Below are 7,349 nucleotides of genomic sequence, written 5' to 3'. Positions count from 1 at the left end.
TTTTCAGCCGCAAATGAACGCTCAATCAAACAACAGTTCGAGGCACTCGCTGCATAACTACGTCCAGAGATAGGCCGTGCTCCGTTCAGATTGAATTTTTGCAACAGAGCCTCCTTCACGGCTGATGCAATCAATTTTGTTGAGAAAGAAGCTTCCAGTGAATGGGATATGACCTTGGCTGGTTACAGCCAGATCGTGGAGTGGGTAGGATCGTATAAATAGGGGGTTGCAACTCAAGTCGGCCGTTACCCCCCCAGCTTTAACGGGGCAAAGGTCGAGGCCGACTGGCAGCAAAGGGCCGCGTTTTCCGTTGCGCAAGTGAACGGTTTTCTATTTGGCCCCGTCGGTCGCAGCCATCACGATCTCGTCCTCGACCATCCATCCTTTGGAGATCAGGAACCTCCGAATTATGTCGGGGGCCTCGGAGTAGAGCACAAGCGCAAGGCTCTCTTCTGCCCTAGTACAGGTCACATAGAGCAAGCGGCGGGTACGCTCGATCGTGGTTTCCTCGTCGTTGTCCGCCTTTTTCTGGGAATCGGCGCTCAGGGGCTTCACGCCAAACAGTGTCTCATACGAGGCAAGGCCTTTGAAGCGTGTATGGGCATCGTCGGCGATCACCATAACCCGAGGAAATTGGAGCCCCTTGACCCCTTGGTGGGTGCCATAGGAACTGCGATCTTCGACATAGGCGAGGTAGCGCGCAACCTGGGAAAACGGGGCCCCAAGCGCCTGCGTCCAGGCCTCGGTGATGGTGGTTTCCGTGGGTGGTATGGCCTCGGGTATGGTCAGGTCCAGCCCGGTCAAGTCGAGATCAAATTCAGCAAGGATGTCGGCCATGCCCTCGGCCACAGGACCATCGTCAGGCAAACAGGGCCGAAGCTGGTCGGGGATCTGGAACAGCCGGTGCTCGGCCACAACCGCCAACACTTCGGCACAACTCGGATCCCGTTCGTCCTTAAATAGCGTCATCAGCGCTGCGACGCCCGCCCGCGCTGCGTCAAGGCCAGTGGCTTGCCGCCCGCGCCCCGCCCGGACACCTCTCTTATCGACCAGCGGTGAGCCGTCGCGCAGCACCGCCATTGCGGCAAAGGCATCCCCATTCCTTTGTGCCGTCACCAAAGGCAAGACCCGGTGGGTGAAAAGCCGCATCGCGGGCAAGGTGCCATCGCGAAACCCATCCTTGAGCTTGTCGGGTTTGCTCAGGGGCTCAAACAGCTCACTGAAACCAAGCCGTGCGGCGGCCATGTGACGCTCGATCGTTAGGGTCTTGATCGCCTCCGCATTCTGCCACGCGGAATCGCCGATGATACGGGCCATCTCCGCCCGGGTGAAGGCTTCAAAGGCGGTGCGATCAGTGCCCTCACTTGGCGCAAGAAAGACGCGCACGGTGCCACCCGGTTTGTCTTCGCGCGCCCGCTGCTGGCGGCCATCATCGTCGCGCCGGATCGCATTCGCCAAGTCTACGATCCGCGCGCGGCTGCGGTGGTTCATCTGTTTGGCCGGTTGCGCGAAATTCCCAACCCGTTGGTCGAGATCGCGCAAACCATCGGTGTAGATGCGTTGCATCGTGTCCCCGAGCAGCCCTAGGGCGATGCGGCCACGATGGCGCGCCTCGAAAGTCAAAAGCGCCTCCATCAATGGTTTCATCGTGTCCTGGCTCTCGTCGATCAGGATGAACGGGTAGCGCGCCAGAACAATGTTCTGGAACGTCTCGCTTTCAGTCAGGAAATGCGCGGCGAATGCAATGACCTCGGTATGTTGCAACGCATCGCGGCCGAAATTGTCCCCCACGGGCGAATAGGTGAAGGCGCGTATCTCGGCCAAGCGCTCCACCCGCTTTGTCTTGGAGGCCATCTTCTTGACGCGTTTGTCATGGGCGTCACCCGCCCGACCTTTCGCATCGGCTGCCTTGATCTCGGCAATCTCTGTCTGCAGGTTGCTCTCCAGCCAGCCCCTAATATCTGCCGTGCGCCCCTCGATGAGTGTCCAGGCGAAGCTGTGGATGGTCTGCACCTGAAACACCGGATCGGCCTTGACGCGACGCGTGATCTCATCTGCGGCGGCGTTGGTATAGGTGATCACGGCGATCTTGCGGCTGTGTTTGCGCAAGGTTGTCAGTGTCGCTGTGTCCAACCCCTCCAGTGCGTCCTTGAGTGAGCGCGTCTTGCCCGATCCAGCCCCAGCGAACAGAAAGAAGCTGCGCGGCTGATTGAGGGACAGGCACGCGCGGATCGTCGCGTCAGCGCCAGCGTCGCGGTTGGCATCGGTCACGTCCGTCATATCGCACCCTCTCCGCCCTTCAACTGGCCCTCGAGCCAAGTCAGGCCTTTGTCGATATAGGGTGGCGCGCGCAGCGCTTTGATGTCCTCGACATAAAGGAGGTCCAGCGCGAAGGCGGCCTTCTCCGGGTATTTGTCCAACCGATCAAAGAGCGCTTTGGCGAGGTCCTCGGGCGTGGGTTCGCTGGAGATGGATTCTGCAAAAGCGCGGGTCATACGGCAAGCGTGCTCTGCCTTTGCGGCACCTTTCACGACCTCCGTGTTGGCCAGAGCAAGAGCATCCTCGAACGTGCTGGGCGTGATGGTCTGGGTCTGCGCACCCTGCTTCACCTCTTGCGGGGTTTGATAGGCGACGGCTATGGGGCGGGCGACATCGGTATGACAGAGATTGTTTGGTGGCGCGGCTATCAGCGTGTCGATCTCCACCAGCTTGGGGAGCCAGGTTTTCAGAACCTGGTTCACGGTGGTTTGAGCACCCCCCGAGCGCGGCCGGGCCGATTGCGTGACATTCTTTCCGTCTTTGTCGACCTTCGCCATGGCATCGAGATCGGTGATGATCAGCGTCGGCACCTCCAGCGCCTCGATCAAGGGACGCATGCGGTGCGCGTGACTGCCTCCCAGCTCCAGGAAGGATAGATAGGCCACGGCAAGATCAGGGTAGTGATGCTGGATCAGATGCGGCAGCAGGATCCGCTCTGCGGCACCCTCGATCACGATGATGGCGTCGGCGAAAAATAGATCAAAATGTGTGCTCAGCAGATAGCGCGTCACGAAGCGACGAGTTTGCGTGTCCGCGCCAAAGAGCCCCTTCATATTCGCCACAGTGGCCGTGGGCACAACTCCGTGACCTGGCAGCTCGCGCTTGAAATAACGCAGATCCTCAAACGCGGCGGCGTGCGCGATATGGCCCGAATGGGTACTCACGACCAGCTGCGTGGTAAAAGCTGAGTCCTCCTTCTCCAGATCTTTATGGTTGCGCAACACCTTGTGGGCCCTGTCCATGAAGATCTGCTGCACCTGAACATGCAGATGCGCCTCCGGCTCCTCGATCAGCACCAGTTGCAGGGGTTCGATGCCTTTGTCGTCCGGGGTCACCACCTGTGATTTGAACTTGCCTACCTGCATCCAGTCATCCCGGAAACGCATGAGCTGAAACACCATGGAGATCAGGTTCTGGAAACCTAGGCCGTTGTAGCCTTCAGGCAGCTTCACGCCGGATGTGTCGCCTGAGATATCGTATTGCACAGCTGCCGGGTGATCGAGCCCGTCAACGGGTTTGATCTGCGTGGCAATGAATAGTTTCGGATTGTTGAGACTGCCGGGGTAGCCGAGATTTTCCAGTTCCTTGATAGCATCGGCGAAGCCATCCTTGAGACGGGCATTAAAGGTCGCTTCGGCATCATGGATCGCCTGAAGCGCTTTGACGTCGTTCGGCGTGGGGTCCTTTTCAGGATCGATATGCTTGCGGAAATAGGGCTGTATCTGGCTGGCGATCTTGCGGCTGGTTGCGTTCATCGGCTCATCTTCGTCGCCCTTGCTGTCCCCTGCATCTGCGAAACCGCGTTGCGCGTTGATTTCACGAATGTGGATTAGTCCAGAAAAGGGGTTCGCGCCTATGCCCTCCGACAAGGGCGGCAGTGGCTGCGGTTCCACTGACCCTATCGTGGCGAAGCTCGTGGGATCCAAAAGATAAGCGTTGAGCACGAACAGGTCACTCAAGCGCCTGTCCAGAAATTCACGAAAGTCCCGTGGCCAAAGTGCGAATCCGTTGCCCCCTGCACCGTCGGGTTGCAGCGTCTTAGCAGCTTGTCGCGCAGCTAGGTACTGCGCCTGGATGTTAGCCGCCTTTTTCGGCTCCAGGCGGATTCGCACGCCCAGCGGGCCACCAGTCCATGTGAGCGTTGGGATCAGATGCGCGACATGGTGCAGCTCTGACGTGTTTGCGTGAAGCCAGACGTCAATGAAGGGAAGCTGGTCCAAGAGCGGACCTAAATCCACCTCGGTTTCCTTTGTCCAAGCGCCCGCAATATCTTCGATCTCAGGCCAATTCGAGGCTGTCACATCACGCGTGTCGATACCTCCGCGATCCTTGAGGAATTTGCGCAGCGCTTTCATGGCGGATGTCTTGCCGCTGTTGTTGGCCCCGACGAGCAGGGTCTGCTTATCCGACATGTCCACACGAGCGCGCCTCAATTTGCGGAAATTGAAGATTTCAATACGTGTAAATCTCATAATATCATTGCCCCCTATCGCAGTAATTGCTGCGCTAGTATTAGCATATATACTTGTCTTGCGGTTTCCTAGCGGCGCTCAACCGCAAAGGCGGCTGCCAGTCTTTGCGGGCTCACAGAGGGGAATCGCACGGTGGGTGACGAGCCGCTCACCGGCCTTGAGGCGTAGCACCGGGGGCCTTGCCACCTATTTTTTCGCAGCCTGCCTTCCTGATTGACGCGCCCTTGGATACCCAGGTGTCTCATGCCTTAGCAGCGAATGACGGGTTTTCCGCCCCGCGGGCCTGCCCTGGGGCGCAGGTGGGAATTTCCGTGCGGCACCTACAAACGGTAACTCCGTCACACAGCACTGCCATCGCGGCCCGGCGCATGCTGCGTTCCGCGACGAACGGCGGCTCTGAAAAGTTCCGCGAAGCAGCACGAGGTTCGGGCGAGCGGCGGCTTCGGGCTGACTTGGACACCACAGCCGCACTTCCTGCCATCGGCTGACCCGTCCCTTTTCTACGCCACGGCATCCCATTCACCGCACAGCGGTGCTCAAGACCTTCCATGCAATGACATTCCACGCTTCCATTGCCCCAGCCCCTTTCCGGGCGCGGGATTTTGGAGACGATGGCGGTCAAGCGGAGCAGGATCAATATCGAGGTTACAGCCTCGACCGGACCGGAAACGATCCGGCACGATCCTGCGCGCAAAGACGCTGCCTTGATGTCGCTGGCTCGCCTGATCGGTCGCCAGATCGCCCGTGAGCAGTTCGAGCGCAAACTGGCTGCGGAACGCAAAGCTCAACGCCATCTGGCGTAGCTGACTTGCAAATCCCCTTGCATTTATACGTATAACACGTATTATTTACGCAGGCCTATTCTCCCGGAGTCTGCGATGCCGACCACCACCTCCCTCGAATTTCAGCGCAAGTTCGGACAGTATCTGAACGAGTCTCACCGTGAGCCGGTAGAGATCACGCGACATGGCCGGCGCGAGTTTGTGCTGATGTCGGCCGATCAATATGACGAACTGCTGTCAGCCGCGCATCGCAGCGGCAAGGCCGTCGAAGCCGCCTCCGAACCTGAACAGAATTAAGATACCTCCCCCGACACGGAGCCTGAAAGGACTGCCTATATGACCCGCGTTGCGCTCTATGCCCGATATTCTTCCGACAACCAGCGCGAGGCGTCGATCGAGGACCAGTTTCGTATCTGCCGCGAGCAGGCGAAGCGCGAGAAGTGGAAGATCGTCGGAACCTACAAGGATGCTGGCATCTCCGGCGCGAGCATGATCCTGCGCCCCGGCATCCAGTCGCTCCTTCAGGATGCGCAAGCTGGCCAGTTTGACATTGTGATGGCAGAGGCACTGGATCGCATCAGCCGTGACCAGGCTGATGTCGCTACCTTCTACAAGCACCTCAAGTTTGCTGGTGTTCCGATTGTCACACTGTCCGAGGGCGAGATCAGCGAGCTTCATGTCGGCCTCAAGGGCACGATGAACGCACTGTTCCTGAAAGACCTTGCCGCCAAAACCCATCGCGGCATCCGTGGCCGCGTCGAGGACGGCAAGTCAGGCGGCGGCCTGTGCTTTGGCTACAATGTCGTCAAGCAGCTCGATGCGCGCGGTGATCCCATTCGCGGCGACCGGGAAATCAACGAAGCCGAGGCGAGTGTTGTCCGTCGCATCTTCCGCGAGTTTGCCGCTGGCATCGGCCCGCGCACCATCGCTCGTACCTTGAACGAGGAAGGTGTCCGTGGTCCGGCTGGGAAGCTCTGGAGCGACACCACCATCCGGGGCCATGTGAAGCGCGGCACGGGGCTGGTGAATAATGAACTTTATATCGGTCGTCTGATCTGGAACCGGCGTCGCTACATCAAAGATCCATCGACGGGAAAGCGCGTCTCACGCCTGAACCCGGAATCGGAATGGATCATCAAGGATGTGCCGGAGCTGCGCATTGTCGATGACGAACTCTGGCAGTCCGTTCGTGTCCGGCAGGACGAGATCGCCGAGAAGTTTGCCAACGTCACCGAAGCCGTGCGAAAGCACCACAAAAAGAACCGCCTGAACGGCACACGTCGGCCGAAGTCCCTTCTGTCCGGCCTGGTCTTCTGTGGCTGCTGCGGAGGCCCCTACTCGCTTCGCGGCGCTGATCGGTTTGCCTGCTCGAACCACATCAGCAAGGGCGCCTGTTCAAACAGCCGCACGATCCCGCGTGAGGAACTGGAAGCCCGCGTGCTGTCCGGTCTGAAGGATCGCATGATGGCACCTGAGATCGTTGAGGAGGCGATGCGCGCTTATGCCGAAGAGACGAACCGGCTGAACCGGGAACGCCGCTCCAGCGGTGATGCCTGGAAAGCAGAACTGGTCAAGACCGAGAAGCAGATCCGCGGCATCATAGAGGCGATCAAGGCTGGCATGTTCCATGAGAGCATGAAGGCTGAGATGGACACGCTGGAGGCGCGCAAAACCGAACTGAACACCCTGTTGGCCGACGCGCCAGAGGACACACCGGACATTCTGCCGAGCGCCTCGGCGATCTATGCAAAGAAGGTTTCTGCCCTGACGAAGGCGCTCAATCGCAAGGAAGAGCGCCAGGAAGCGGCAGAGACTTTACGTGGGTTGATCGAGAAGATTTCGCTCACACCGGGGCCGGAACGTGGCGAGATTTACGCGACACTGCACGGTGAACTGGGCACGATCCTCAATTGGACGGAGCGGCAAGCCATTGGAAAGGCTGCAAAAACAACAAAACCCGCAGCGGATGCTACGGGTTTGTCGTTATCAGTGGTTGCGGGGGCAGGATTTGAACCTGCGGCCTTCAGGTTATGAGCCTGACGAGCTACCGGGCTGC

At 59.2% G+C, this 7,349-nt stretch carries 5 protein-coding genes; 3 read left to right on the top strand and 2 right to left on the bottom strand.

Going from position 1 to position 7,349, the window contains the following annotated elements:
- Positions 1 to 330 precede the first annotated feature (330 nt).
- Together ABE527_RS21175 and ABE527_RS21170 are read right to left on the bottom strand one after the other, a co-directional pair.
- Positions 331 to 2,280 carry a UvrD-helicase domain-containing protein gene (locus tag ABE527_RS21175; RefSeq protein WP_499698234.1) on the bottom strand — a complete coding sequence of 650 codons (1,950 nt, stop codon included), beginning with the start codon at positions 2,278 to 2,280 and terminating at the stop codon, positions 331 to 333.
- Positions 2,277 to 4,511, bottom strand: a complete 2,235-nt coding sequence (locus ABE527_RS21170) for an ATP-dependent nuclease (RefSeq protein WP_499698233.1) — start codon at positions 4,509 to 4,511, stop codon at positions 2,277 to 2,279. The genes ABE527_RS21175 and ABE527_RS21170 overlap by 4 nt, the downstream gene beginning before the upstream one ends.
- Positions 4,512 to 5,122: 611 nt before the next feature.
- Here ABE527_RS21170 and ABE527_RS21165 point away from each other — a divergent pair.
- The 3 genes from ABE527_RS21165 (at position 5,123) to ABE527_RS21155 (ending at position 7,327) form a co-directional block, all read left to right on the top strand.
- On the top strand, positions 5,123 to 5,314 hold the full coding sequence (locus ABE527_RS21165; protein WP_271114289.1) for a hypothetical protein: 192 nt from the start codon (positions 5,123 to 5,125) through the stop codon (positions 5,312 to 5,314).
- Between the two features lie 75 nt (positions 5,315 to 5,389).
- Positions 5,390 to 5,590 (top strand): type II toxin-antitoxin system prevent-host-death family antitoxin, encoded by a 201-nt coding sequence (locus ABE527_RS21160; protein ID WP_499698232.1) that lies wholly within the window; start codon positions 5,390 to 5,392, stop codon positions 5,588 to 5,590.
- A gap of 39 nt (positions 5,591 to 5,629) precedes the next feature.
- Positions 5,630 to 7,327: a recombinase family protein gene (locus ABE527_RS21155; RefSeq protein WP_499698231.1), complete on the top strand. Its 1,698-nt coding sequence runs from the start codon at positions 5,630 to 5,632 to the stop codon at positions 7,325 to 7,327.
- Positions 7,328 to 7,349: the final 22 nt, after the last annotated feature.

This window comes from Brucella sp. TWI432, assembly GCF_039674445.1.
GTDB classification, from domain to species: domain Bacteria; phylum Pseudomonadota; class Alphaproteobacteria; order Rhizobiales; family Rhizobiaceae; genus Brucella; species Brucella chromiisoli.
The sequence above is the reverse complement of the archived record's forward strand: the minus strand, read 5'-3'. Positions and strand labels throughout refer to the sequence as shown.